Genomic DNA, 22,660 nt, shown 5'->3' with positions numbered 1-22,660 from the left:
ATCCCAGCGACTGGGCGCGACGAAGAGGTGCGATGTACGACTCCGCTGGGCTTCAGGTCCTGTCCCGCGAGGAATGCCTGAAGCTGCTCGGCACAGCCGCCATCGGCCGCCTCGTCTACACCCACATGGCGCTGCCGGTGGTGCACCCCGTCGTGTTCGTGCTCGACGGCGAGTGCGTCGTGCTGCGCGTGCCGGACGGCAGCGCCACCCTCGTCGCCCGGGACACGATCGTCGCGTTCCAGATCGACGACGTCGCGCCGGACCTGTCCCGCGGCTGGTCGGTGATGGCGGTCGGGCACGTCACCGAGGTCGAGGAGCAGGCGCTGCTGGCCCGGTTGCGGGGACTGCCGCTCGCCTCGCGCGGCTACGGCGGCGGCGACCACTTCCTGGTCCTCGATCTGGAGGTCCTGACGGGCCGTCGCATCCCGTAGGCGGACGCGTTAACCTCGAGACCTGCCGACCCGGAGGGTGGTCACGGGTGGCCGGATCACCGGACGCGAACGCCGAGCGGCGGCTGGACGGCCTGCTGCGCGAGCTGACCGACCGCACCACCGAGGTGGTCGTCTCGCAGGAGCGGCTGCACCGGTTGCTGGCCGCGGTCGTGTCGCTGGCCAGCGACCTGTCGCTGCCCGACGTGCTGCGCCGCATCGTCGAGTCGTCGTGCGACCTGGTCGGCGCCCGGTACGGCGCGCTGGCCGTGGTCGGGCCGAACCGGCAGCTGCTGGAGTTCACCTACGACGACGGCCACCACAACACCGACTTCGAGAAGACCGGGTCGGAGCCGACGACGTTCGACCCGTCCGGTCCCGGCTTCCTCGGCGTGCCGGTGCACGTGCGCGGCGCGGTGTTCGGCAACCTCTACCTCAGCGACAAGGCCGACGGCTCCGACTTCACCCGCGCCGACCGCGAACTCGTGGTGGCGGTGGCCGCGGCGGCGGGCATCGCCATCGAGAACGCCCGGCTCTACGCGCAGTCGCAGCAGCGGGAGGTGTGGCTGCGCGCGTCCAACGAGGTGACGAACGCGCTGCTCACCGGCACCCCGGACCGGGACGCGCTGCGCCTGGTCGCGGTGCGCGCCCGGCTGGCCGCGGACGGCGTGAACGCGCTGCTGGCGCTGCCCGACGTGCAGGGTGAGCTGGCCGTGCGGGTGGTGGACGGCGAGGTGCGCGGGTTCAGCGCGTCCGGCGAGGGCGGCCCGGCCCACGAGGTGTTCGACACCGGCAAGGCGAAGGTGCTCGACGGGCTGCCCGGCCAGACCCGGATCGGCCCGGTGGTGTTCGCGCCGCTGGCCGCCGGTCAGCGGGTGCTCGGCGTGCTGATGGTGGCGCGGGCGCGTGAGCAGCGGCCGTTCGACGCCTCGGACGTGGCGCTGGTCGAGTCGTTCGCCCGGCAGGCCGCGCTGATCCTGGAGTTCACCAGGGCCACCGGCGCCGGACGGCGGCTGGCCGTGCTGGAGGACCGCGACCGGATCGCCCGCGACCTGCACGACCTGGTCGTGCAGCGGCTGTTCGGGCTGGGCCTGGGGTTGCAGAGCATGAACGGGCTGGTGGAGCAGCCGATGGTGGCGCAGCGGCTGGCGGACTTCGTCACCGAGGTCGACCAGACCATCCGGGAGATCCGGCGCACCATCTTCTCGCTCCAGGAGCCGCCCGCCGGCGCGGCCGACCTGCGCGCCCAGCTGATGAAGGTGGTGCAGGAGTCGACCCGGCTGCTCGGCTTCGAGCCCGCGCTGGCGATGGACGGCCCGATCGACTCGGTGGTGCCCGACCACGTGCGGCCGGACCTGCTGGCCACGTTGCGCGAGGCGCTGGCCAACGCCGCCCGGCACGCGTCGGCGAAGAAGGTCGAGGTCGAGGTGGTGGTCGACCGGGCGGCGACGAACCTGCGGCTGGTCGTGCGCGACGACGGCGACGGCCTGCCGCCCAGGCGGGGCAGGCACACCGGCGGCCTGGTGAACATGGCGGCGCGGGCCGCGAGGTGGGACGGTTCGTGCGAGGTCGAGTCGGCCGGGGGCCGGGGTGTAACGCTGACGTGGTCCGTGCCGTTGGTATCGGTGTAGGGAGGGCACATGTCCATCTCGGTGCTTCTGGTGGACGACCACGAGATCGTCCGGCGCGGGCTGCAGCAACTGCTGGCGGTCGAGTCCGACATCGACGTGGTCGGTGAGGCGGAGAGCGCCGCCACGGCCGTGTCCGCCGCCGCGTTCCACCGGCCCGACGTGGCCGTCATCGACGTGCGGCTGCCCGACGGCGACGGCGTGACCGTGTGCCGGGAGATCCGCTCGACGGTCCAGCCGCCGCCCGCGTGCCTGATGCTGACGTCGTACTCCGACGACGAGGCGTTGTTCGGCGCGATCATGGCGGGCGCGGCCGGGTACATGCTCAAGCAGGTCTCCGGCAACGACCTGGTGTCCGCCATCCGGACGCTGGCCGCGGGCGGTTCGCTGCTGCACTCGGGCGTGACCGCGACCGTGCTGCAACGGCTGCGCGGCGGACCGGTCGAGGACCCGCGCTACGCGGCGTTGAGCCCGCAGGAGCGGCGGATCCTCGACCTGATCGCCGAGGGCCTGACCAACCGGCAGATCGCGAACCGGCTGTTCCTGGCCGAGAAGACGGTCAAGAACTACGTCTCCTCGCTGTTGCACAAGCTCGGCTTCGACCGCCGGACCGAGGCCGGTGTCTACGCCGCGCGCCGGCGGCAGGCCGGCGGGCTCTAGCTACAACGGCCACCCGATCAGCGGTCGCGTGCTCGCGGCGGCGGGCGCGGTCGGGTCGGGCATCGGCGTCCCCGGGCAGGTCAGGTCGCCCGACGGCACCTTGCCGTCCACGATGAACGCCTCCACGACCTCGTCCACGCACGGGTTGCCGAAGCCGTAGATGCCGTGGTCGCCCTCGTCGGTCACGGTGAGCATCCGTGAGCCCGCGAAGTTGCGGTGGGCCCGCTGCGCGCCTTCCAGCGGCGTCGCCGGGTCGCGCTCCGACTGCACCATGAGCACCGGCGGCACGCCCTTGCCGGTCGGCTTCTTCAGGTCGAGCGGCGGCCGGTCCCAGAACGCGCACGGCGCCAGCACCTGGTAGTAGCCGAACAGCGGGTACTGCTCGCCGAGCCGTTCGGCCTCCGCGGCCAGGGTGGCCCGGTTGTGCCGGAACTTCGTGTCGTTGCACGCGATGGCGTACAGCGTGGCGTTGGCCGCGTCCGGGTACGTGGCCAGAGCCGGTGCGCCCGCCTTCGTCGCCTGGCCGACCGCCGCCAGCGCTTCCGCCGCGGCCGGGAACTGGTGCTTGTCGTACTGCGCCCGGATCAGCACCAGGTCGAGCCGGACGCCGTCGACGACGGAGCCGTCCGGCAGCGGCAGCGGGTTCGCGGCCAGCTTCGCGCGGGTCGTCTCGTAGGTCTGCCGGACCTGCTCGGCGGTCGTGCCCAGGTGGTAGAGGCCGTCGTACTTCGCCGCCCAGGGCAGGAAGTCGACCCGGAACCGGCGTTCGAAGCCGTAGCCGAAGTTGTCGAAGACGTCCTGGAACGTCGAGGTGAAGTCGGTGTTGGAGTCGAGCACGAACTTGTCGACCCGGTCCGGGAACAGGGTGGCGTAGTACGCGCCCATCCAGGTGCCGCCCGAGTAGCCGATCCAGTGCACTTTCTCCCGGCCGAGCAGCCGGCGCAGCAGGTCCAGGTCGCGGACGGTCTGCTCGGTGTTGACCACCTTGCCGAACTCGCCCGAACGCGCCTGGCACGCGGTGGCCTGCAGTTCCGCGGAGTCGTAGAGCAGTTTGGTGTTGGCCCGGCTGCGGTCGCGCGGGTCGGCGATCCCGATCCAGTCGTACCCGCCGCAGGTGGCGTTCGTGCTCGCGCCCGTGCCGCGCGGGTCGATGCCGATGACGTCGAGGTCGGCCACCAGCTTGGCGCGGTCCGCGTAGAGCAGCGGCAGGCCGCGGCCGGGGCCGCCCGGACCACCCGGGTTGGTCAGCACAGAGCCCTTCGCCTGGCCGGACCGCGCCTTGAGCCGGCTCACCGCGATGGTGATCTCGCGGCCGTCGTCGGGCGTGCGCCAGTCGAACGGCGCCTGGAACGTGCCGCACTCCAGGCCGTCGAACTCGGCGCACGCCGTCCAGGTGATGGTCTGGTCCGGCACCGGCTCGGCCTGCGCGTACGTCGGCAAGGCGGCGCCGATCAGGGCCGCGGTCACGGCGATGGCGATTCTCGCTCGCATGGATGTCCCCCTCCGTCGAGGACCCCACCTCACCGCGCACGTACCCTGGGGGACAACCGCAGAAAGGCCCTGTTCGGCTCTACGAAAGACTTAAGCCACTCGGGCTCGGAGGAAAGTAAGGTCGCTGGAGTGGGGATTTTCCGGAGGAAGCGGCCTGCCGCGATCGCCCGTGAAGTGGTGCGGGACCACACCTACGACGACGCGATCCTGGACATCGCGGCGGAGGAGATGGACGCGGGGCACCTGAGGGCGGCGACCACGGTGCTCGCGGAGTGCCGTGACGACCCCGAGGTGAGGGCGCTGCGGGCCGAGGTGCTCGGGGAGCACGCCATCGGGCACGCCGACGAGCTGCTGGAGCTGGCGAAGAACAACACCGACCCGGACCTGTGGCTGCTGGCCGGCACGGCGTTCATCCGGGAGGCGTGGGCGATCCGCGGCTCGGGGCGGGCCGACAGCGTCGGCAAGGACCGGTTCAAGGTCTTCTTCGGCACCCTCCGCAAGGCCGTCGGCCCGCTGCACGAGGCCGCGAAGCTCCTGCCGCGCGACGCCGTGCCGTGGGCGCAGTTGCAGACCGCCGGCCTCGGGTTGCAGGTCGACCGGGACCAGAAGGACGAGGTGTGGCGGGAGATCGTGGCGCGGTGCGCGTCGCTGTACCCGGCGCACTGGACCCGGTTGCAGATCCTCGCGTCGAAGTGGGGTGGGTCGGCCGAGGAGATGATGGCGTTCGCGCACGGCAGCGTCGACGCCGCGCCGCCCGGCGACCCGGTGGTGGCCATGCTGCCGCTGGCGCACTTCGAGATCTTCCTGGAGCAGTTCGAGGACGCCGTGCAGGCGCGGTCGGCGTTGAAGATCGCGACGTTGAAGATGCGCTACTTCACCCGGCACCGCGACGAGATCGCCACGGCGGCCGACAAGTGGGACTCGACCCCGACCAAGCCCCACCCGCGCGCGTTGCAGGCGCACAACCTGTTCGCGGCGGCGTTCGCCCTGGCCGACGACGCGCCGCGGGCGAAGCGCCACCTGCTCGGCATGCGCGACCACGTGCACGACGTGCCCTGGGCCTACGTCGCCTACCTGGCCGACGACCTGGAGAAGGAGTACTCGGAACTGGCCAACAAGTACCTCTGACCACTCGAGAGTCCTACGTTCACCGCTCGAGAGTCAAGATCGACTGTTCTGAGCGTTGAACTCGGGGTACGCGAACGTAGGACACGCGCGTTCTGAACGTAGGACACGCGCGTTCTGAACGTAGGACACGCGCGGCCTGGGAGTAGGACTCTCGAGGGCTGAGTGTTGGACTCTCGGGTTAGCAGCGTTGGCGGTAGAAGTACTTCGAGTTGGCTTCCATGTCCGCCTTGGTCAGCGCGACCAGGTCGGTCTCGATGTCGCGCTGCACCGGCTTGCCCTCCAGCGCCGCCACGGCCTGCTCGACGCCGGTGCGGCCGATGGTCGCCGGGTCCTGCGCGATCAGCGCCTGCACCGCGCCTCCCCGCAGGTCCTCCACCTGCTTGGGTGACGCGTCGAACCCGACCAGGTTCACCACGCCGGTCTTGCCCGCGTTGCGCAACCCGGTCGCCGCGCCCTCGCCGGTGTTCAGGTTCGTGGCGAACACCCCGATCAGGTCCGGGTTGGCAGACAGCGTGGCGGTCACCTTCGACGCCGCCTGGTCCGGCTCGTTGTCGGTGTACTGCTGCCCGACGTACTTCAGGTTCGGGTGCTTCTTGACCTCCTCCTCGAACCCGGCGGCACGCGCGTCCGTGGTCGACGTGCCCGCCTTCGTGTTCAGCACGAGCACCGACCCGGGCCGGTCGCCGACCAGTTCGGCCAACGTCCGCGCCGCCAGCCGTCCGCCCTGCTCGTTGTCCGACGAGATCGTGGACGAGGCGATCGACGTGTCCTCCAGCTTGGTGTCGACCTCCACGACCTTGATGCCGGCGTCCTTGAGCTGCCGCATCGGCCCGGCCATGGCCTTGTCGTCGGTCGGCGCGATGAGCACCGCGCCGGGCTTGTTCGCCAGCACGCCCGTCACGATCGGGGTCTGCAGGGTGGCGTCGAACTTCGCCGGCGCCTGCACGTCGACCTCGTAGCCCGCCGCCGAGGCGGCTTCGCGGAAACCGCACTCCATCGAGATGTAGAACGGCTCCGCGGCCACACCGGGGATCAGCACCATCTTCTTCGCGTCACCCGTGCCGCCGGTGTCGCCGATCTGCCCACCGCCACCGCACGCGGTGAGCAGCAAAGCCGTTGAGACAAGAGCAACCGTCGTCCTTGACATGTTCTCCCTCTCTTTAGCGTTTGTCGCGCGCCCTTCTCCGCGACTGGTCGAGCCACACGGCCGCCACCAGGACCAGCGCCACCGCGATCGGCTGCCAGTACACGTTCACGCCGACGATCACGAACCCCTTGCGCAGCACGGCCGGGATGAACACCCCGAGCACCGTGCCGACCACCGACCCCGCGCCGCCGAACAGGCTCGTGCCGCCGAGCACCACGGCGGCGATGGCGTTGAGGTTGTCGGTGTCGTGCCCGGTGATCGACGCGACCCGGAAGTAGGCCAGCGCCATGAACCCGGCCAGCCCCGCCAGCACGCCCGCGAGCAGGTACACCCGGACCAGGTGGCGGGTCACCGGGATGCCCGCCCGGCGGGCCGCCTCCTCGTTGGAGCCGATGGCGTACGTGTGCCGCCCGAACGCCGTCGTGCCCAGCACCAGCGCGCCCACCGCCGTCACCGCGGCGGCCAGCAGCACCAGGTTGGGCACGCCGAACCACGTCCCGGTGCCCAGGGTGTCGCTGAGCACGTCCGGCACCCCGGCCACGTTCGAGCCGTTGGAGATGAGCTGCCCGGCACCGAGCGCCGCGCCGAACGACCCAAGCGTCACGATCAGCGGAGGGATGCCCGTGCGGGCGATGAGCAGGCCGTTCACCAGGCCCCACGCCGCGCCGGACGCCAGGGCCACGAGCAGGCCGACGAGCACCACGCCCCAGCCGGCGGTGGTCGCGTTGCCGTCGTGCAGGGCGTTCATGGTCATGGCCGACGTGACGCCGGAGAACACCAGCACCGAGCCGACGGACAGGTCGATCCCGGCGGTGATGATCACGTACGTCATGCCGACCGACAGCACCAGCAGCACCGACGTCTCGACCAGCGTCGTCTGCAACGTGAACGCGGTCAGCACCGCGTCCGGCCGCAGCGCGCCGAACACCGCGATCAGCACCAGCAGCACCACCGCGATCCACAACGTGTTCGCGCCGACCAACCGTCGGCGCAGGCCGGTGCGGGGCGTCACGCGTCCTCCTGCGACAACGCGCCGGTCATCGCACCGACCAACTCCTCGACCGTGGTCGTCGCCGCGTCGAACCGGGCCACCCGCCGACCGAGCCGCAGCACCTCGACCCGGTCCGCCACGGCCAGCACCTCGGGCATGTTGTGGCTGATCAGCACCACCGCCATGCCCTGGTCCCGCACCCGCCGGATCACGTCGAGCACACGTTCGCGCTGGACCACGCCCAACGCCGCGGTCGGCTCGTCCATGAACACCAACCGGCTCGCCCACACCACCGAACGGGCCACCGCGACGCTCTGCCGCTGACCACCGGACAGCGCGCCGATCGGCACGTCCACGTCCGGCAGCGACACCCCGAGGTCGTGGAACGACGCCACGGCCCGCCGCCGCATCTCCCGCTTGTCCAGCACGCCGAGCTTGCCGAGCAGGCCGCCGCGGCGCAGTTCCCGGCCGAGGAACAGGTTCGCCGCCGGGTCGAGGTCCGGCGCCACGGCCAGGTCCTGGTAGACGGTCTCGATGCCGAGCGCCCGCGCGGCCACCGGCGAGTCCAGCACGACCGGCGTGCCGTCGAGCAGGATCGTCCCCGAGTCCGGCCGCGCCACCCCGGACAGGCACTTCACCAGCGTCGACTTGCCCGCGCCGTTGTCGCCCACGAGCGCGACGACCTCGCCCGCGTGCGCGGTGAACGAGGCGCCGCGCAACGCCTCCACGTTCCCGTAGTGCTTCACCAACTCTCGTGCGTCCAGCAGGGGTAACGCCATCGTCAGCTCCGTAGGCTCGACACCAGTGGCGGCCTGCACCGGATGGCGACCACGTCGCCGGTCACCACGACCTCACCCGCCGCGTGCGGCACGACCACCGTGCTGCCCCGGTGCACCGCGACAGGCCCCAGCGTGCCGGCGCCTTCCAGCACCACGAACACGCCGAACGAGGGCTCCAGCGCCGCCGTGCCGGACACGTGCAGCCGGTCGGCGCGGAAGAACGGGTCGGCCTGGGCGTCGAACAGGTCCACCGACGGCCCGGTGAGCGCCCGCGTCCGGCGCACGAGGTCGCCGGGTGACTGGGCGCGGCGCTCCAGGCAGTCCAACGCCTTGTCGTAGCCGAGACCGAGGTGGCCTGCCTCGGCGTCGGCCAGGAAACCCCGCCACTCCAACGTGACCGAGAAGTCCGTCGGCTGCTGGAGCTCGACGATGAACACGCCCTCGCCGATCGCGTGCGGCACGCCCGCGGGCACGAACACCGTGTCGCCGGGCGAGACCTTGACCGGGTTCAACGCGGCCAGCATCGCGGCGGAGTCCTGAGTGGACACCCAGTCGGCGGCGACGGCGGCGGGCACGTCCTCGCGGAACCCGATGTACACCGTCGGGTCGGGGCCGGCCGTGCCGATCACGATCCACGCCTCGGTCTTGCCGTGCCGGCAGCCGAGGTGGGTGGCCGCGAACGCGTCGGACGGGTGGCAGTGCACGGGCAGCCGCTGCCCGGCGTCGAGCAGCTTCACCAGCAGCGCGGTGTCCGCGCCGAACTCCGCCGCGTGCTCCGCGCCCAGCCACCCCGCCGGGTCCGCCGCCACCGCGTCGCGCAGCCACCGCCCGTCCGGCAGGCGGGACAACCCGGCCTCGTCCTTGCCGAACTGCGTGGTGGTCGACGCGACCCAGTCCTCGGGCCCCCGGTCGGCCACGTCCCGGCTCCGGAACGCCGCGATGGCCGCACCGCCCCGGTAGAACTGCCGTGGCTGGTTGGCCTCCAGCGTGACGGGCTGGGTGTCGGAACTCATGCCGGTACCTCTCCTGATCCACGGGCCACCAACCGGACCGGCAGGACGACGCGGCGCGGTGGGGAGCCGTCGCCGTCCAGTCGGGCGAAGAGCAGGTCCGCCGCTGCCTTGCCGAGCGCGCTCGCGTCGTGCGCGATCACGGTCACCGGCGGCGACAGCAGGTCGGCCAGCTCGAAGTCGTCGAAGCCCACCAGCGCGGGCCGCACCGAGCTGCCCGCCAACGCGCGCACCGCGTGCACGGTGATCCGGTTGTTGCCGGTCACCACGGCGGTCGCCGGGTCGGCGGCGTTCTGCAGGCCCTGCAACGCCTTGCGCACCGACTCCTCGTCGTGCGGGCCCATGACGACCAGCGACTCGTGATAACCGATGCCGGTCCGCAGGCAGCCCTCGCGGTAGCCGCGGAGGCGTTCGTTGGCGGTGAAGATGTCCGGCGCGTCGCCGAGGAACGCGATCCGCCGGTGCCCGAACGACGCCAGGTGCGTGACGGCCTCGGCGGTGCCGCCGATGTTGTCCACCAGCACGGTGTCGGCCACCACGTCGCCCGCCGGCCGGTCCAGGAACACCACCGGCGTGCCCGCCCGCATCTCCGGCACGAGGTACCCGTGCTGCAACCCGGCGGGCACGATCAGCAGCCCGTCCACGCGGCGCGAGCAGAACTCCAGCGACAGCTCGCGCTCCCGCGCCGGGTCCTCGTCGGACGAACCGGTGATGACCTGCCGTCCGCGCAGCCGGGCGATCTCCTCGACCGCGCGCGTGACGCCCGAGTAGAACGGGTTGCCGACGTCCTCCAGCACCAGGCCGACCGTGCCCGTGGACGAGCCGCGGCGCAGGTTGCGGGCGCTGAGGTTGCGCCGGAAGCCGAGCTGGTCGATCGCGGCGAGCACCCGTTCGGCCGTGGCCGGGTGCACGCCCGCCTCGTCGTTCACCACGCGTGAGACGGTCTTGATGCTGACGCCCGCCAGCCGCGCCACGTCGTTCATCGTGGCCCGCCGCACCTTGCGGGCGCCTGCCGCGCCGTTCGGGGACAACGTTGTCATAGTGCGCGAATCACACACCTCGTATTAACGGATGTCAACGCCCGGCACTGTCTCGAACCGGACAACAGTCGGCCTCGGGGTTGACGCCACCCCCACACTCTCCGCGAGTATGCGATTACGGATCGTTCGTGGACAGCGTTGTCAACCGTCGGCCAAGCCGACAATTCGGACTCCGGAGGCGCGCTCATGGGAACGTCGAAGGTGCGGACGACTTTCACCCTCGCGGCGGTGATGGGTCTCTCGGCGGCACTCGCGGTGGCCCATCCGGTCGCCTCGCGGGCGCAGCCGGACGACCTGGCGAGGTGGGTGAACCCGTTCGTCGGCACCCAGCCGGGTGGCCCGGACCACGGCACCGGCGGCGGCGCGGGCAACAACTTCCCCGGCGCGGACGTGCCGTTCGGCATGGTGCAGTGGAGCCCGGACACGGTGACCCGCCAGCACGGCGGCTACGCCTACGAGGACGACCGGATCCGGGGCTTCAGCCTCACCCACCTGTCCGGCGCGGGCTGCTCGACCTACCAGGACATCCCGATCATGCCGTTCACGGGCGAGGTGACCACGTCGCCCGCGACCGACCCCGACCGGTACGTGTCGACGTTCTCGCACGGCAACGAGGCCGCGTCCCCCGGCTACTACGGGGTGACCCTCGACAGCGGGACGAAGGTCGAGTTGACGGTCACGCAGCGCACGGGCGTCGGCCGGTTCGCCTACCCCGGCGGGCAGCCGTCCACGTTGCTGGTCAACACCTCCGGCTCCATCTCCGGCACGGACGACGCCGAGGTCACCATCGGCGCTGACACCATCAGCGGCTGGGCGACCAGCGGCCGGTTCTGCGGCGCGGACCACCGCTACCGGGTGTACTTCCACGCCCGGTTCGACCAGCCGTTCGCCTCCGTCGGCACCTGGAAGAACGGCGCCGTCACGCCCGGCCGGTCGACCGAACGCGGCGGCTCCGGCGTCCGCGACGGCCTCGGTGACGCGCCGAAAACCCTTGAGGCGCAAGGCGGGCGTGATGTCGAAGCCGAGGACACCACCGTGTCGGGTCCGGGTTCGGGCGGTTGGGTGACGTTCGACGACCCGGACGTCACGATGCGCGTCGGCCTGTCGTTCGTCTCGATCGACGGCGCGAAGAACAACCTGAAGGCGGAGAGCAACGGCAAGTCGTTCGACGCCGTGCGCGCCGCCGCCCGCCAGGCGTGGAACGACCGGCTCAACCAGGTGAAGGTCACTGGCGGCACGGACGCCCAGCGCACCACGTTCTACACCGCGCTCTACCACTCCCTGTTGCAGCCCAACGTCTTCTCCGACGTCGACGGCCGCTACCCCGGCTTCGACGGCCGCGTCCACACCGCCGACCGCGGCCACGCCGTCTACACCAACTTCTCCGGCTGGGACGTCTACCGCTCCGAGATGCAGTTGCTGTCGCTGCTCGCGCCCGCGGAAGCCTCGGACATGGTCCGCTCGATGATGGCGTTCGCCGAGCAGGGCGGCTCGTGGGACCGCTGGACGGTGGCCAACGGGTACACCGGCGTCATGGTCGGCGACCCGTACCACGTGATGGTGGCCAGCGCTTATGCGTTCGGCGCCAAGGACTTCGACGCGCGGAAAGCCCTGCTGCTGATGCTGCGCGGCGCGACCCAGCCGACCCAGGGCTACGAGGAACGCCCCGGCCTCACCGAGTACATGGACCTCGGGTACGTGCCGATCGGCGCGCGCAACGTCTGGGGTCCGCCCGCGACGACCCTGGAGTACACGACCGCGGACTTCGCCATCGCCGACCTCGCCCGCCGCCTGGGCGACGGCGCGACCTGGCAGACGTTCATGAAACGCGCCCAGTACTGGCAGAACGTCTTCAACCCGGCCACCGGCTACACCCAGGCCCGCAACCGGGACGGCTCGTACGTGGAGCCGTTCACGCCGGGCAGCCCGGACAACTGGGTCGAGGGCAACGCCGCCCAGTACACGTGGATGGTGCCGTACAACGCGCGCGGCCTGTTCACCGCGATGGGCGGCGACGCGAAGGTCCGCGACCGGCTGGACGCGTTCTTCACCAAGCTGAACGCCGGCCCGGACGAGCCGTACGCGTTCCTCGGCAACGAGCCGATCATGCACTCGCTGTGGCTCTACAACTGGGCGGGCGCGCCGGCGAAGACCCAGGCCGTGACGCGGCGCGCGGTCACCGAGCTGTTCGGCCCCGGTCCGGACGGGCTGATGGGCAACGACGACCTCGGCCAGATGTCGTCCTGGTACGTGTGGGCGGCGCTGGGCATGTACCCGGTGATCCCGGGCCGCGCCGAGCTGGTGCTCAACAGCCCGCTGTTCAGCGAGGTCACGATCACCCGGCCGAACGGCGCGCCGATCGTGATCAAGGCGTCGGGCAGCGGCGCCCACGTGGCGGACCTCAAGCTGAACGGCCGCGCGCAGACCCGCACCTGGCTGCCCGAGTCGTTCGTCGCGAACGGCGGCACGGTCGAGTTCGGGCTGTCCGCGACGCCCACCGCCTGGGGCACGGGACCGGCCGACGCGCCGCCCTCGTTCCGGGACGGCGAGGTCGGGCAGCAGGCGTACGTGGAACCGGGACGGCTGGTGCTGCCCGCGGGCGGCAGCGGCACCGTGACGATCGGCGCGCAGGACTTCTCCGGCGACGGCGGCAAGGTGTCGTGGACCGCGCAGCCACCGGCCGGGATCACGCTCACCCCGACGTCCGGCCAGGTGACGATCCCGCCGGGGGAGAAGGCCGGTGTCGAGGTCACCGTCGCGGTGGCCGCCGACGCGCCCGAGCAGACCCTCCGCGTGCCGCTGACGTTCTCGACGGGCCAGAGGTCCACGATCTCGGTGCTGGTGGCCGAGCCGGGCAGCCTGCGCGCGGCGTTCGACAACGTCGGCACGTCACCGGACGACGACCAGGCCATCGGCAACTTCGACGGCGGCGGGTGGAGCTACTCGCGGGAGGCGCTGGCCGCCGCGGGCGTGACACCGGGCGGCACGGTCGCCTCCGACGGCCTCACCTACACCTGGCCCACGTCGCCGGTCGGTGAGTCGGACAACGTGAACGCGTCCGGCGAGACGGTGACGCTCACCGCGCCGGCGGGTGCGGCGAAGCTCGGGCTGCTGGGCAGCGCGGCGGGTGGCAAGGCGTCCGGCACGCTCACCGTCACCTACACCGACGGCAGCACGCAGAGCGCCGAGGTCGGGTTCTCCGACTGGGCGCTGGGCGGCGCGGCGAACCTGCCGCCGTCGTTCGACAACCGGACCGTGGCCACGACGCCGTACCGCAACAACTCCAGCGGGGAACCGCAGCAGCTCAAGGTGCACGTGTTCGCGACCGCGCCGATCGCGTTGCAGGCGGGCAAGCAGGTCCGGTCGGTGACGTTGCCCGCGTCGGTGACCGGCGGGACGTTGCACGTGTTCGCCATCGCGGTGGCGTGACCCTATGGTGGATCGGTGACGGCTGACCCGGTGGAGTCGGTGAACACGTTCATCGGCACGAAGGACGACGGGAACACGTTCCCGGGCGCGTCGATGCCGTTCGGCATGGCCCATTCGAGCCCGATCGGCTCGCACTACGCCGGCTACCGCTACGACGACCCGGTGATCCGGGGCTTCGGGCACTTCTTCCTGTCCGGGGCGGGGTGCTCGGAGCAGGGCGGCCTGGTGTCGATCCTGCCGACCACGGGCCTGCCGCGCACCTTCGACCACCGCGCGTACGGCGCCGCGTACACGCACGAGGGCGAGGTCGGCAAGCCCGGGTACTACCGCGTGCGGCTGGCGTCCGGCATCACGGTGGAGACGACGGCGACGACCCGTGCCGGGGTGGAGCGGTTCACGTTCCCGGCGGGCGTGACGCCGCACGTGCTGGTGAACGTGGGCCAGGCGAACGACGGCGAGCCGGTCTTCTCCAGCGGCGTGCGGGTGGTGGACGACCGGACGTTGGCCGGAACCGTGGTGGCGCAGGCGTTCTGCGGCGGCAAGCCGTACACGACGTACTTCACCACGACGTTCGACCGGCCGTTCAAGGCGACCGGCAACTGGGGTGGCGCGGAGGGCGGCGCGGGGCTGCGCGGGCAGTGGGTGACGTTCGAGGACGGCCCGGTGACCGCGGCCACCGCGATCTCGCACGTGGACGCGGACGGCGCCGCGAGGAACCTCGGCGAAGCTCGGGGGAAGGCATTCGAGGAGTTGCGCGCGGCGGCTCAGGAGGCGTGGCGGCGTGAGCTGTCGACCGTCGAGACGTCCTCGACCGGCACCGACCGCACCGTCTTCTACACCGCGCTCTACCACGTGCTGCTGCAACCGTTGACGGGCAACGACGTGGACGGCCGGTACCGCGGGTTCGACGGGCGGGTGCACACGGCCGACGGCTGGACCTACTACGAGTACTTCTCGCTCTGGGACACCTACCGCGCGCAGAACCAGCTGCTGGCGTTGCTGCGGCCGGCGCGGGCGAAGGACATCGCGCGGTCGTTGCTGGCGATCCACGAGCAGGGCGGCTGGCTGCCCCGGTGGGCCTACGCCAACCAGGAGACGAACACCATGACCGGCGACCCCGTGACGCCGTTCCTGGTGGACCTGTGGCGGTTCGGCGCGCTGGAGGGGCTGGAGGAGCGGGCCTACGACGCGCTGTGGCAGAACGCGACGGGTGTGCCGCCGCCGTCGTCGCCGTTCGAGGGCCGGGCGGGCAACCCGTCCTACCTGCGGAACGGTTTCGTGCAGTACGACAAGGACTTCCGCAAGAAGGGGCAGGACGTCGACCCGCACCACGGCGCTTCGGCGACGTTGGAGTACGCGCTGGCGGACTGCTCGCTGTGGATCATGGCTCAGGCGCTGGGGCACCACGACGACGCCGAGATCCTGCGCCGCCGCGGGCTGAACTACCGGGTGCTGTGGGACAGCTCGGTGTCCGACCGCGGGTTCACCGGCTTCCCCCGGCCGAAGCTGCGCGACGGCAGGTGGCTGGCGCCGTTCAGCCCGCAGGGCCCGGACGGCTTCCACGAGGGCACGGCGTGGCAGTACCAGTGGCTGGCGCAGCAGGACGTGCCCGGTCTGGTCGGACTGCTCGGCGGCCGTGCCGCGGCGCTGGCCCGGCTGGACGACTTCTTCGCCTACCCGGACCTGGTGGCGGACCCGGCGGGGACCGTGCGCTCGAAGTGGGTCGTCGGGCCCTACAGCTACTACAACCAGTTCCGCTACAACCCCAACAACGAGCCGGACCTGCACGTGCCGTGGCTGTACGCGCTGGTGGGGCAGCCGTGGAAGACGTCGGCCGTGGTGCGGGCGGCGCAGACGTTGTTCGTCGACGCGCCGAACGGCGTGACCGGCAACGACGACCTGGGTCAGATGTCGGCTTGGTACGTGCTCAGCGCGTTGGGCCTGTACCCGGTGACGCCGGGCACCGGTGACTTCGTGCTGAACGCGCCGAGGTTCGACCGGGCGGTGGTGCACCTGGAGAACGGCCGTGACATCACCGTCACGGCGGCCGGCGCGGACCCGTCGAAGCTGCAGTACGTGCGTTCGCTCGCCGTCGACGGCACGCCGTGGGACCAGGCGTACCTGAACGTCGACCGGCTCGACGGCGCGCACCTCGACTACGCCCTGACGACGGACCCCGCGGAGGCGACGTGGGCGACCGGCCCGTCGTCCGCACCGCCCTCGCCCTGCACAGGTGAGCACGTCTCGTGATCGGCTCCGCGCGCAGAGCTACCAGGGGATCCGCCGAAAGTCTCGATCGGCGCTGACTTCCGTCGCGAACGGATCGAAGCGCCGCCGGCGGCTCCCGGCACGGCATACCGTCCAGCCATGACAGGGGCACGCATACCGGCCGTCGTGGTTGCCGACATCAGAAAGAGCTACGGCGAGCTGAAGGCGGTGGACGGCGTCTCGTTCACCGTCGCCGAGGGGGAGTTCTTCGGCATCCTGGGGCCGAACGGCGCGGGCAAGACCACCACGCTGGAGATCGTCGAGGGGCTGCGCAAGCCCGACGGCGGCCAGGTGACGCTGCTCGGCGAGCAGCCGTGGCCGCGCAACCCGAAGCTGCTGCCGCGCATCGGCGTGCAGCTGCAGGCGTCGAGCTTCTTCGAGAAGCTGACCGCCCGTGAACAGCTCCAGACGTTCGGCTCGCTGTACGGCGTGAGCCGGCGCAAGGCGGACGAGATGCTGGAGCTCGTCGGCCTGACCGACAAGGCGGACGTGCAGGAGAACAAGCTCTCCGGCGGCCAGCGCCAGCGCCTGTCGATCGCGTGCGCCCTCGTCCACGACCCGGACCTCGTCTTCCTCGACGAGCCGACCGCCGCGCTGGACCCGCAGGCCAGGCGCAACCTGTGGGACGTGCTGCGCGCGATCCAGGCCAGGGGCAAGACCATCGTCTACACGACGCACTACCTGGACGAGGCCGAGATCCTGTGCGACCGCGTGGCGATCATGGACCGGGGACGGATCCTCGCCATGGACGCGCCCGCGACGTTGGTGCGCGGTCTCGACGCGCCCACGCACGTGGTGCTGCAGAAGGGGCTGCTGACGCGTGAGGCGGCGCGGGGCATCACCGGTGTGGACGACGCGCAGGAGGACGAGGTGTCGTTGACCATCTCCACCCGCAAGCCCGCGCCGGTGCTGTCGGCGTTGGCCGAGCGCGGCACGTTGGACGGCCTGCAGGTGCGCACGGCCACGCTGGAGGACGTCTTCCTCGACCTGACCGGACGGGAGTACCGCGCATGACCGCGTTCCGGAGCCTGTCGGCCGCGATGATCAAGGGCTTCCTGCGGGACAAGATGACGTTGTTCTTCGTCTTCCTGTTCCCGCTGATGTTCCTCGTCGTGTTCGGGCTGCTGCTCGGCGACTCGGGCAGCGACAAGACCAAGATCGCGGCGGTGGGCGACGGGCCCGTGCTGACGACGTTGGAGCAGACCGGCGCGATCGAGCTGGAGAAGCACGGTGACGTCGCGAGCGCGCGGCAGAAGGTGGACGACGGCGACCTGCCCGCCGCCGTGGTGGTCTCCGGCGATCGCGTGGAGCTGATCTACGCGGCCAGCGACCAGGTCGCGGCGGGCACCGTGCTCGGGATCGTGTCCGGCGTGGTCGACAAGATCAACCTGGGTGCGGCGAACGTGGCGCCGCGGTTCACGTTGGAGACGAAGTCGGTCGAGGACGCGTCGCTCAAGCCGATCCAGTACCTGACGCCGGGCATCCTGTCGTGGGCGATCTCGATCTCGGGTGTGTTCGGGGCGGCGCTGACCATGGTGTCGTGGCGGAAGAAGCAGGTGCTGCGGCGGATCCGGCTGGCGCCGGTGAGCACGACGACCGTGCTGACGTCGCGGGTGCTGGTGAGCATCGGCACGGCGGTGGCGCAGGGCGTGGCGTTCGTGGCGGTGGCGTTGCTGCCGGTGTTCGGGCTGAAGCTGACCGGCCAGTGGTACCTGGCGCTGCCGTTGCTGGTGCTGGGCACGACGGCGTTCTTCGCGGTCGGGATGCTGGTGGGCGCGTTCTGCAAGACGGAGGAGGCGGCGTCGGGCGCGGCGAACATCATCATCATGCCGATGGCGTTCCTGTCGGGCACGTTCTTCCCGGTGGAGAACGCCCCGCCGTGGCTGCAGACCGTGTCGAACGTCTTCCCGTTGCGCCACATGAACGACGGCATGCTGGACGTCCTGGTGCGGGGCAAGGGCGTCGAAGCCCTCCTCGTCCCCTCCGCCGTCCTGATCGCGTTCACCCTGGTCGTGGGCTTCATCGCCGCCCGCATCTTCCGCTGGGAAGACTGACCCGCGAGAGTCCTACGTTCACCGCTCGAGAGTCCTACCTCCACGTCGCGCGTGTCCTACGTTCGCGTCGCGCGTGTCCTACGTTCAGAACACGTGAGTTCAACGCTCAGAACAAGATCGACTGTTCTGAGCGTTGAACTCGGGGTACGCGAACGTAGGACACGCGCGTTCTGAACGTAGGACTCACGAGGGCTGGAGGTAGGACTCACGAGGGGTGGGGGTGGGGGTGGGGTGAGGGGGGTCACTGGCCACAATGGGGGCATGTTCAGCAGCGCTGTTGGTCGGTTCCGCCTGCTCGCCCTGGCCGAGGCGGTGTCGTGGGCCGGTCTGTTGATCGGCATGTTCTTCAAGTACGTCGTGGTGGAGAACGAGATCGGCGTCAAGATCTTCGGGCCCGTGCACGGCGCGATCTTCGTCGGCTACGTCCTGGTGACGTTGATGCTGGCGCACCGCTGGGACCGCAAGACGCTGATCCTCGGGCTCCTCGCGAGCATCCCGCCGTTCGGCACCGTGGTGTTCGAGCGCTGGGCCAACCGGACCGGTCGGCTGGCCGAGACCGAGGCTCAGAGCGCGAACGACTGAGCGCGCGCCAGTTCCGCCTCGGGGTCGCCGAGGTGGTACACGCGCTCGCTCGGCTCGATGTTGTCCAGGAACTCCTGGTACACCGCCGCGCCGACCAGGTGTGACGCCGGCCGGGCGTGCCGCAGCGCGCTCGCCGGATCGCTCGACGGGAAGTGCCGCAGCCACGCGTCGACCCACGCGCGCTCGATCGCCGGCCGGAACTCCGGCTCGACGAACCCGATCAGCCGCGCCGCGTCCAACGCCGGGTGGCCCCAGTGCGCGTCGCCCCAGTCGAGCACGACACCCCCGGAACGCCAGTTGCCCGGGTGGAAGTCGCCGTGCAGCAGCGTCCCGGGCAACCCGAAGTCCGGCACCCGCACCCCGCGCACCCGCAACCGCGGCTCACCGGCCAACGCCGCCTGCACCGCCACCCACCGCGGCACGATCCGCTCGACCACGTCGGCGCCCGGCTGCCAGCAGTCCACGCCCGGCGCCTCCGCCAGCAGCACCCGCCCTGGCTCGGCCGCGATCAACCCCGGCGCCAACGACGGGTCGACCGACGCCACCAGCCTGATCACCGCGGCCTCGTCCGCCATGAACGGCGGCGTGGCCTTCGCCCACACGTTCCCGTCCGCGGTCGGCAGCCGGTACAGGCACGACAGGTTCCACGTCTTCACCTGCACCGCCGGCCCGGTCACGTCGACGTGCCCCCGCGCCCACTCGACCAACGCCGCCGGCCCGCCAGGACGCGCCCACGGCAGCCGCAGCGGGTGATCCGCGAACGAGTGCGGCGGCGACCCGGCCGACAGCCCACGATCCGGCACGCGGTCGGCTTCCACCTGGTACGTCACCACGCCGTCACGCGCGCCCGTCGTGGTCGTCCCGACCAGCCGCAACACGCTCGTCGTCACGCCGAGCGCCCGGTCCAGCCGCGCGGTCACGGGCTCGACGTCGTTCCACCACGGGCTGTCCACGGTGAACGGCTCCGCCACGCCGACGAACCGGCCGCCGACCGTCACCAGAGCCCTGATCTCCCGCATGACGCGCAGCGTGGCCGCCACCGGCGACCTGTGTCGACCGGATTTTCCCGCCGAACGGCCGTCAGTCCTCGAAGTCCCCGACCGCGCGGCGGACCTTCGCCAGCAGGTCGGTCAGCTGCTCGGTCTGCCGGTCGGTCAGCCCGCGCAACCCGAACTCGACGCCGGTCACGGCTTCCGTCGCCGCCTCACGCCGGGCGTGCCCGGCCTCGGTGATCTCCACGAGCGTGGTGCGCCGGTCGGTGGGGTGGGGGTTGCGGCGCACGAGTCCGTCGGCTTCCAGCCGGTCCACGATGTTCGTGACGCTCGTCGGGTGCAGCTGGAGGCGTTCGCCCATGACCCGCATCGGCAGGCTGCCCGTGCGGGCGAACGTCAACAGCACCAGCGCCTCGAACCGCGCGAACGTCAGCCCGTGCGGCTTGAGGGCGGCGTCCACGGCGGACTGGATGATCTGCTGTACTCGCATGACGCTGGTGACCGCCGCCATCGCCGTCGACGGTCCGATCCGCTTCTCCCACAGCTCGGCGGCGCGCGCGATGGGGTCGAACGGCAGCGGCTGGGACGTCATGCGCCGAAGCTACCAGTGGGTACCCCGACCAGGAGGCAGTAGTGCTCGTCGCGTTCAGTGTCAGCCCGCTCGGCGGGGAGTCGGACGGGGTGGCGGAGGCCGTCGCCCAGGCCGTGCGGGTGGTCCGCGAGTCCGGTCTGCCCAACGAGACCAACGCCATGTTCACGCTGGTCGAGGGCGAGTGGGACGAGGTGATGGCGGTGGTGAAGAAGGCGACGGAGGTCGTGCAGGCCACCGCGCCGCGGGTCAGCCTGGTGCTGAAAGCGGACATCAGGCCTGGCTGGACGGGCCAGCTGACGGCGAAGGTGGAGCGGATCGAGCAACACCTGGCAGCTGACGAGTAGTCGGACGTCCAATTAAGTTGGTGGGCATGGAGCCGAGAGACCTGTGGGTCCGCTTCGAGACCTACCACGACGTCACGTACTTCACGCCCGAGTCACGGGCGGTCACCGACGCGTTGGGCTGCAAGGGCGGCTGGATGGGCTACTTCGGCCAGCGCGCGGCGCCGTTGGGCGCGGCGCCGCCGGAGGTCGTGACCGCCGCGTTCTACAACTTCCACCCGCGCATGGTGGCCCGTGCGCTGCCGGACGCGTGGGACGTCGCCACTCCCGCCCGGTTCCTGGAGGCACGGCTGGAGGGCGTCGACCGGGCCCTGCGGCGGATGCTCGACAGCCTCGACCTAGCCGAGGCCGCCGAACTGGCCGGTCAGGCGGCTGAGGCCGCGCCGACCGCGGGACGGGTGCTGGCCGCGGCGAACCGCGCGCTGCCCATGCCCGACGAGCCGCACCTGGCGCTGTGGCAGGCGTGCACGACGTTGCGCGAGTCGCGTGGTGACGGTCACGTGGCCGCGCTGGTGGCCGCGGACTTGGGGCCGTGCGAGACGTTGGTGCTGTTCAGCGCCGACAAGAGCCTCGACCCGGCGTACATGCGTGCCGCGCGTGGCTGGTCGGAGGAGGAGTGGCGGGAAGCCGAAGCGGCGCTCACCGGCCGTGGCCTGCTCGACGGCGAGGGCGGTGGGCTCACCCCGGCCGGTCGGGCGTTGCGCGAGGACGTCGAACGGCGCACCGACGAGGCCGCCACTCGTCCGTGGGATGTTCTGGGCGCGGCGGGAACCGCCCGTTTCGCCGAGTTGACGACCCCGATCGCGCTCCGCCTCGGCCGGCTGAACGAGACCATGCGGACGAACCCGATGGCGATCGACCCGATCGCGCAACTCCCCGGCTAGCCGCGCGTGGCCGGGCGCCGGACTCGTGCCAGGATGGAAGGCGTGACAAGGCCAGACCCCCGAAAGACCGCCGCACTGTCCGCCGCGTTGTCCGGGGCGGTCGACCTCGGCGCGCTGAAGGCCCGGGCCGACGCCGCGAGGCAGCGCGCCACCACACCACCCCCGTCGTCCGGTTCCGGCGGAGCCGTCGGCGGTTCGGACGCCGGTCCGAGCCCGTGGGTGCTGGACGTCACCGAGGCGACGTTCCAGTCGGTGGTCGAACGCTCCCTGGAGATCCCGGTCGTCGTCGAGCTGACCGCGTCGTGGAGTCCCGAGGCGGGCCAGCTCTCGCCCGTGCTGGAACGCGCCGCGAGGGCCGGCGGCGGCACCTGGCTGCTGGCCAGGGTCGACCTCGACGCCAACCCGCGCATCGGCCAGGTGTTCGGCGTGCAGTCGGTGCCGACCGTGGTCGCGATCGCCGGCGGCCAACCCCTCGACGCCTTCGCCGGACCGCTGCCGGAAGCCGAGTTCGGCCAGTGGATCGCCCGCCTGCTGGACGCCCTGCGCGACCGGCTGCCGGGCATCAAGGCGGCGGAGGCCAACCGCACCGCCGAGCCCGGTGAGGAGCCCGCCGCCGAGCCGGAGGACCCCCGCTTCACCGCCGCCGAGGACGCCTTCGAGCAGGGCGACTTCGCCGCCGCCGAGGCCGCGTACGAGGCGATCCTGGCCGCCGAACCGGCCAACGCCGAGGCCAAGGCGGCCCTGGCGCAGGTGCGGTTCACGGCTCGGGCCGAGGCCGTGCCCGCGGACGCCATCGCGAAGGCCGACGCCAACGCGGACGACGTGGACGCCCAACTGGCCGCGGCGGACCTGGAGCTGGCGACGAACGACGTCGACCAGGCGTTCAAGCGACTGGTCGACACGGTACGCCGGGTCTACGGCGAAGACCGCGACAAGGTCCGCGAACACCTGGTGGGCCTGTTCGAACTCTTCCCGCCGGACGACGACCGGGTCGCCAAGGCCCGCCGCAACCTGGCCAGCGCCCTGTACTGACGCACGGCACCCGCCCGCCGCACTACCCACAACGCCGAACAGGGGTCCCCGCCCAGGGGACCCCTGTTTTTGATTCTGCCGGCGGGGACCGACATTTCGTGGCCCCCGGCCGCTGCCTGTGGACAACGCTGCTGCCTGTGGACAACGCAGGCAAGCGCCCGGGGGGAGCCGAGTCGCCCGCCCA

At 71.5% G+C, this 22,660-nt stretch carries 20 protein-coding genes; 12 read left to right on the top strand and 8 right to left on the bottom strand.

Features of this window, described 5'->3' with window-relative positions:
• Nucleotides 1-32: 32 nt before the first annotated feature.
• The 3 genes from ADK67_RS40430 to ADK67_RS40420 are packed head-to-tail and all read left to right on the top strand — an operon-like array spanning nucleotide 33 to nucleotide 2,716.
• Nucleotides 33-431: a pyridoxamine 5'-phosphate oxidase family protein gene (locus ADK67_RS40430; protein ID WP_053721876.1), complete on the top strand. Its 399-nt coding sequence runs from the start codon at nucleotides 33-35 to the stop codon at nucleotides 429-431.
• A 47-nt stretch (nucleotides 432-478) separates the two neighbouring features.
• A complete protein-coding gene (locus ADK67_RS40425; RefSeq protein WP_053721875.1) occupies nucleotides 479-2,059 on the top strand; it encodes a GAF domain-containing protein in 1,581 nt (526 codons plus the stop codon).
• Between the two features lie 9 nt (nucleotides 2,060-2,068).
• A complete protein-coding gene (locus tag ADK67_RS40420; protein WP_053721874.1) occupies nucleotides 2,069-2,716 on the top strand; it encodes a response regulator in 648 nt (215 codons plus the stop codon).
• On the opposite strand, the gene ADK67_RS40415 is transcribed toward ADK67_RS40420, so the two are convergent.
• Nucleotides 2,717-4,207 carry an alpha/beta hydrolase gene (locus ADK67_RS40415; RefSeq protein ID WP_053721873.1) on the bottom strand — a complete coding sequence of 497 codons (1,491 nt, stop codon included), beginning with the start codon at nucleotides 4,205-4,207 and terminating at the stop codon, nucleotides 2,717-2,719.
• 129 nt (nucleotides 4,208-4,336) lie between these two features.
• On the opposite strand from ADK67_RS40415, the gene ADK67_RS40410 reads away from it, so the two are divergent.
• Entirely contained in the window at nucleotides 4,337-5,335 is a 999-nt protein-coding gene (locus ADK67_RS40410; RefSeq protein ID WP_231648596.1) for a hypothetical protein, read from the top strand.
• Nucleotides 5,336-5,513: 178 nt separating this feature from the next.
• Here the strand turns inward: ADK67_RS40410 and ADK67_RS40405 are convergent, their stop codons facing one another.
• Genes ADK67_RS40405 through ADK67_RS40385 form a run of 5 tightly spaced genes read right to left on the bottom strand, consistent with a single transcriptional unit; the run spans nucleotide 5,514 to nucleotide 10,245 of the window.
• Nucleotides 5,514-6,482, bottom strand: coding sequence for an ABC transporter substrate-binding protein (locus ADK67_RS40405; protein WP_053721871.1), 969 nt, complete (start codon nucleotides 6,480-6,482; stop codon nucleotides 5,514-5,516).
• 13 nt (nucleotides 6,483-6,495) lie between these two features.
• On the bottom strand, nucleotides 6,496-7,494 hold the full coding sequence (locus ADK67_RS40400; RefSeq protein WP_053721870.1) for an ABC transporter permease: 999 nt from the start codon (nucleotides 7,492-7,494) through the stop codon (nucleotides 6,496-6,498).
• Nucleotides 7,491-8,252 (bottom strand): ATP-binding cassette domain-containing protein, encoded by a 762-nt coding sequence (locus ADK67_RS40395; protein WP_053721869.1) that lies wholly within the window; start codon nucleotides 8,250-8,252, stop codon nucleotides 7,491-7,493. The genes ADK67_RS40400 and ADK67_RS40395 overlap by 4 nt, the downstream gene beginning before the upstream one ends.
• Nucleotides 8,253-8,254: 2 nt before the next feature.
• Complete coding sequence (locus ADK67_RS40390; RefSeq protein WP_053721868.1) at nucleotides 8,255-9,265, bottom strand: class I mannose-6-phosphate isomerase; 1,011 nt, start codon at nucleotides 9,263-9,265, stop codon at nucleotides 8,255-8,257.
• A complete protein-coding gene (locus tag ADK67_RS40385; RefSeq protein WP_053721894.1) occupies nucleotides 9,262-10,245 on the bottom strand; it encodes a LacI family DNA-binding transcriptional regulator in 984 nt (327 codons plus the stop codon). Before ADK67_RS40385 ends, ADK67_RS40390 begins: the two co-directional genes overlap by 4 nt.
• A 243-nt stretch (nucleotides 10,246-10,488) precedes the next feature.
• Here ADK67_RS40385 and ADK67_RS40380 point away from each other — a divergent pair, with 243 nt between their 5' ends.
• The 5 genes from ADK67_RS40380 to ADK67_RS40360 all read left to right on the top strand — a co-directional run bounded on the left by ADK67_RS40380 (nucleotide 10,489) and on the right by ADK67_RS40360 (nucleotide 18,635).
• Nucleotides 10,489-13,731, top strand: a complete 3,243-nt coding sequence (locus tag ADK67_RS40380; protein ID WP_082404552.1) for a GH92 family glycosyl hydrolase — start codon at nucleotides 10,489-10,491, stop codon at nucleotides 13,729-13,731.
• Between the two features lie 15 nt (nucleotides 13,732-13,746).
• A complete protein-coding gene (locus ADK67_RS40375) occupies nucleotides 13,747-15,981 on the top strand; it encodes a GH92 family glycosyl hydrolase (protein WP_082404550.1) in 2,235 nt (744 codons plus the stop codon).
• Nucleotides 15,982-16,098: 117 nt separating this feature from the next.
• Complete coding sequence (locus tag ADK67_RS40370) at nucleotides 16,099-17,013, top strand: ABC transporter ATP-binding protein (protein ID WP_053721867.1); 915 nt, start codon at nucleotides 16,099-16,101, stop codon at nucleotides 17,011-17,013.
• The gene (locus tag ADK67_RS40365) at nucleotides 17,010-18,053 is read left to right on the top strand and encodes an ABC transporter permease (protein WP_053721866.1); all 1,044 of its coding nucleotides are present in this window, start codon (nucleotides 17,010-17,012) and stop codon (nucleotides 18,051-18,053) included. The genes ADK67_RS40370 and ADK67_RS40365 overlap by 4 nt, the downstream gene beginning before the upstream one ends.
• Before the next feature lie 261 nt (nucleotides 18,054-18,314).
• Nucleotides 18,315-18,635 carry a DUF3817 domain-containing protein gene (locus tag ADK67_RS40360; protein ID WP_053721865.1) on the top strand — a complete coding sequence of 107 codons (321 nt, stop codon included), beginning with the start codon at nucleotides 18,315-18,317 and terminating at the stop codon, nucleotides 18,633-18,635.
• On the opposite strand, the gene ADK67_RS40355 is transcribed toward ADK67_RS40360, so the two are convergent.
• Together ADK67_RS40355 and ADK67_RS40350 are read right to left on the bottom strand one after the other, a co-directional pair.
• Complete coding sequence (locus ADK67_RS40355; RefSeq protein WP_063797895.1) at nucleotides 18,617-19,654, bottom strand: aminoglycoside phosphotransferase family protein; 1,038 nt, start codon at nucleotides 19,652-19,654, stop codon at nucleotides 18,617-18,619. The genes ADK67_RS40360 and ADK67_RS40355 overlap by 19 nt on opposite strands.
• A 61-nt stretch (nucleotides 19,655-19,715) precedes the next feature.
• The gene (locus tag ADK67_RS40350) at nucleotides 19,716-20,219 is read right to left on the bottom strand and encodes a MarR family winged helix-turn-helix transcriptional regulator (RefSeq protein ID WP_053721863.1); all 504 of its coding nucleotides are present in this window, start codon (nucleotides 20,217-20,219) and stop codon (nucleotides 19,716-19,718) included.
• A 41-nt stretch (nucleotides 20,220-20,260) separates the two neighbouring features.
• Here ADK67_RS40350 and ADK67_RS40345 point away from each other — a divergent pair, with 41 nt between their 5' ends.
• The 3 genes from ADK67_RS40345 to ADK67_RS40335 are packed head-to-tail and all read left to right on the top strand — an operon-like array spanning nucleotide 20,261 to nucleotide 22,476.
• The gene (locus ADK67_RS40345) at nucleotides 20,261-20,563 is read left to right on the top strand and encodes an MTH1187 family thiamine-binding protein (protein WP_053721862.1); all 303 of its coding nucleotides are present in this window, start codon (nucleotides 20,261-20,263) and stop codon (nucleotides 20,561-20,563) included.
• A 26-nt stretch (nucleotides 20,564-20,589) separates the two neighbouring features.
• Nucleotides 20,590-21,444 carry an SCO6745 family protein gene (locus tag ADK67_RS40340; protein ID WP_053721861.1) on the top strand — a complete coding sequence of 285 codons (855 nt, stop codon included), beginning with the start codon at nucleotides 20,590-20,592 and terminating at the stop codon, nucleotides 21,442-21,444.
• A 42-nt stretch (nucleotides 21,445-21,486) separates the two neighbouring features.
• Entirely contained in the window at nucleotides 21,487-22,476 is a 990-nt protein-coding gene (locus tag ADK67_RS40335) for a tetratricopeptide repeat protein (protein WP_053721892.1), read from the top strand.
• Nucleotides 22,477-22,660 lie beyond the last annotated feature (184 nt).

Source organism: Saccharothrix sp. NRRL B-16348, assembly GCF_001280085.1.
Taxonomy (GTDB): domain Bacteria; phylum Actinomycetota; class Actinomycetes; order Mycobacteriales; family Pseudonocardiaceae; genus Actinosynnema.
Note: the sequence above shows the minus strand (reverse complement) of the source record. Positions and strands in the feature narration are given on the sequence as shown.